Origin of the sequence: Sphaerisporangium sp. NPDC088356, from assembly GCF_040685555.1 — a bacterium.
GTDB lineage: Bacteria > Actinomycetota > Actinomycetes > Streptosporangiales > Streptosporangiaceae > Sphaerisporangium.
The window spans coordinates 1-3,732 of the sequence record NZ_JBFBIK010000233.1 but is presented as its reverse complement, the minus strand read 5'-3'; the positions used below and the strand labels follow the sequence as shown (position 1 = coordinate 3,732).

Annotated in this window: 1 protein-coding gene; it reads right to left on the bottom strand. The window is 72.1% G+C overall.

Annotated features, from left to right (window positions below; genetic code table 11):
* Nucleotides 1-3,715, bottom strand: a 3,715-nt coding sequence (locus tag AB0O34_RS36370; protein ID WP_363923484.1) for a type I polyketide synthase, incomplete at its 3' end; no start/stop codon positions are given.
* Nucleotides 3,716-3,732: the final 17 nt, after the last annotated feature.

The following is a 3,732-nucleotide window of genomic DNA, read 5'->3' as shown; positions in this document are numbered from 1 at the left end:
CCACATCCGGGTAGCCGTCCAGGCCCGCCACCGGCTCACCCAGGAAGACCCACCGCGAGCCGCCGACGGGCGCGACGGCGAGATCCATCCAGTCGACACCATGAGGCACCGGGCCGGTGGAGGCCGACGCCTGGGTCACGACGGCCCGTGCCCGCAGCGAGTCCATCGAGAAGACCGGCCGGCCGGAGACGTCGGCGGCCTCGACGGCCCACCCGTCGCCCTCGACCTCGGTCAGGCGGACCCGCAGCACCCGGGCACCGGCAGCCCGCAGCCGCACACCACGGAACTCGAACGGCAACCGCAGCCCGTCGACCCCATCGGCGATCAGCAACGGATGGAACACCGCATCCAGCAACCCCGGATGCAACCCGAACCCCGCCACCTCCACCTCATCGTCCAGCGACACCTCGGCGAACAACTCACCACCCCGCCGCCAAACCCCCCGCACCCCCTGAAACACCGGGCCATACTCATAACCAAGATCAGCCAACCGCTCGTACCCACCATCGAGCGCCACCACCGACGCACCCACCGGCGGCCACACCCCCGCCCAGTCACACACACCGGCCGTACCACCGACCGCGTCCACGGTCAGCACGGCCGACGCGTGCCGCACCCACGCGGTGCCATCGGCGTCGTCCGTTCGTGAGAACACGGCCAGGTCGCGGCGGTCCCCGGCGTCCGGCCTGCCGATGGTGATCTGGATGCTCACGGCGCCGCTCCGCGGGAGGACGAGCGGAGCCTCAAGGACCAGCTCTTCGAGGTACTCGCAGCCCGCGATGGTCCCGCCTTCGAGGGCCAGCTCGGCGAACGCGGCGCCGGGAAGCAGGACGCCACCGCTCACGGCATGGTCGGCGAGCCACGGCATGTCCGCCAGGGACAGCCGCCCGGTGAGCAGGAAGCCGTCGTCGGCCACCGGTACGACGGCGTCGAGCAGCGGGTGCCGCGAGCCGCCGATCCCGGCGACGGTCACGCGACCGGCGCGCTCGGTGGTGCCGAGCCAGTACCTGTGCCGCTCGAACGCGTAGGTGGGCAGGTCGACGTGCCGGTACGGCGCGGGCGCGAGCGCGGCCGTCCAGTCGACCTCGGCGCCGAGCACGTAGGCCTGGGCCAGGGCGGCGAGGAACCGGCGCCAGTCACCGGAACCACGGCGAAGCGACCCGCAGACTCCGGCGGTGATCCCCGCGGCCTCGCAGATGTCCTCGACATCCGATCCCAGCACCGGATGCGGGCTCACCTCGACGAACAGCGGGGCGTCGTACTCGGCGAACGCCCCGACGGCCTGCTCGAATCGCACGGCGTTGCGCAGGTTGTCGTACCAGTAGCCGGTGGTGAGTTCCTCCGGGTCGATGAACCTGCCGGTCAGCGAGGAGCAGAAGGCGACCTCGGTGGCCCGTGGTGTCACCCCGTCCAGCGCCGCCAGCAGTTCCTCGCGGAGCGCCTCGATGTGCGGGGTGTGCGAGGCGTAGTCCACCGCGATCCGCCGGGTCCGCACCGTGCCGCCGCAGGCCGCGGCGAACTCCTCCAGCGCGTCGAGATCACCGGCCACCACCGCGCTCGCCGGTCCGCTGTGGACCGCCACCCACAACCGGTCCGACCACGGCTCCAGCCGCTCCCACACCCGCACGGCAGGCAGCGACACCGCGAGCATGCCACCGCTCCCGCCGAGCTTCACCAGCGCCTGGCTGCGCAACGCGACGACCCTCGCCGCGTCCTCCAAGCCCAGCGATCCCGCGACGCACGCGGCGGTGATCTCCCCCTGTGAATGGCCCACGACGGCCACCGGGTTCACCCCCAGCGACCGCCACAGCTCCGCCAGCGACACCATCACCGCGAACAGCACCGGCTGGATGACATCGGAGCCTTCCAGCGCAGGCGCCCCCTCCCTGCCGCGGAGCACACCCTCCACCGACCAGCCGGTGTATCGCGCGAGCGCCTCATCGCACCGCCGCATATGGGTACTGAAAACGTCACTGTGGTCCAGCAGGTCGACGGCCATACCGGCCCACTGCGACCCCTGCCCGGGGAACACGAACACCGGCTTGACGTCGGGGGCCGCCAGCCCGCTGACCGCCGCGGCGTGCGGCAGGCCGTCCGCCAGCGCCGCCAGGCCCGCGACCAGCTCCTCCCGGTCCTCGGCCACCACCACCGCGCGGTGGGCGAACCCCGGCCGCCGCGACAGCACCTGCCCCGCCGCCACCAGGTCACCCGGCTCCGCGCCCGCCGCGTACGTACGCAGCCGGTCCGCCTGAGCGCGCAACGACGCCTCGGACTTCGCCGACAGCACCCACACCAAGCGGCCATCGGGCTCCGCCGGAACCGGGACGGCCTCCGGCACGCCTTCCAAGATCACATGCGCGTTCGTCCCGCTGACCCCGAAGCCGGACACCGCCACCCGCGACGGACGGTCGCCCGGCAGCTCCACCGGCTCGGTGAGCAGCCGGACCTCGCCCGCCGACCAGTCGACGTGCGGAGTCGGCTCCTCCACGTGCAGGGTCGGCGGCAACGTCCGGTGCTCAAGCGCCTTGACCATCTTGATCACACCGGCGACGCCGGCGGCGGCCTGGGTGTGGCCGATGTTCGACTTCACCGAGCCGAGCCACAGAGGACGGCCGGCGGGACGGTTGCGCCCGTAGGTGGCGAGCAGCGCCTGGGCCTCGATGGGGTCGCCGAGCCTGGTGCCGGTGCCGTGCGCCTCGACGGCGTCCACGTCCCTGGTGTCCAGGCGGGCGTCGGCCAGCGCCTGCCGCACCACACGCTCCTGGGCCGGGCCGTTCGGGGCAGTGAGCCCGTTGCTGGCACCGTCCTGGTTGACCGCCGATCCGCGGACCACGGCCAGGATCCGGCGGCCGTTGCGCTGGGCGTCCGACAGCCGCTCCAGCGCCAGCACGCCCACGCCCTCGGCCCACGCCGCGCCGTCCGCCGTGGAGGAGAACGACTTGCACCGCCCGTCGGGGGCCAGCGCACGCTGCCGCGAGAACTCCACGAACGGTTCGGGGGCGGCCATCACCGTCACGCCGCCGGCCAGCGCCAGCGAGCACTCCCCGCGCCGCAGTGCCTGCACGGCCAGATGGATGGCCACCAAGGAGGACGAGCACGCGGTGTCGACGGAGATCGACGGGCCTTCCAGCCCGAAGGTGTACGACACCCGCCCCGACAGCACGCTCGACGCGCTCAACGTGAACAGGGAGCCTTGGACGGACTCCGGGGATACGCCCAGGAACCGGCTGGCGTAGTGGTCGTACATGTTGCCCATGTAGACGCCGGTCAGGCTTCCGCGCAGGGTCGCCGGGTCGATGCCGGCCCGCTCGAACGCCTCCCAGGTGGACTCCAGCACGAGGCGGTGCTGCGGATCGGTGGCGAGAGCGCCACGCGGGCTCATCCCGAAGAACTCCGCGTCGAAGTCCCCCGCGTCATAAAGGAACCCGCCATGCCGGGTGTACGACTTGCCCCACGCCTCGGGATCGGGGTCGTACAGCCCCTCGACATCCCAGCCACGGTCGACCGGAAAATCCCCGATCGCATCCCCACCCGAAACCACCAGATCCCACAGATCCTCGGGACTGGCCACACCACCCGGGTAGCGACACGCCATCCCGATGATGGCGATCGGCTCATGACGCCGATCCTCGGCCTCAGCGAGCCGCTGCCGGGTCTCGGTGAGTTCGACGGTCGCACGCTTGAGGTAGTCGCGGAGTTTGTCCTCGGTCCCCATCGGTCGAGCCTTTCCAG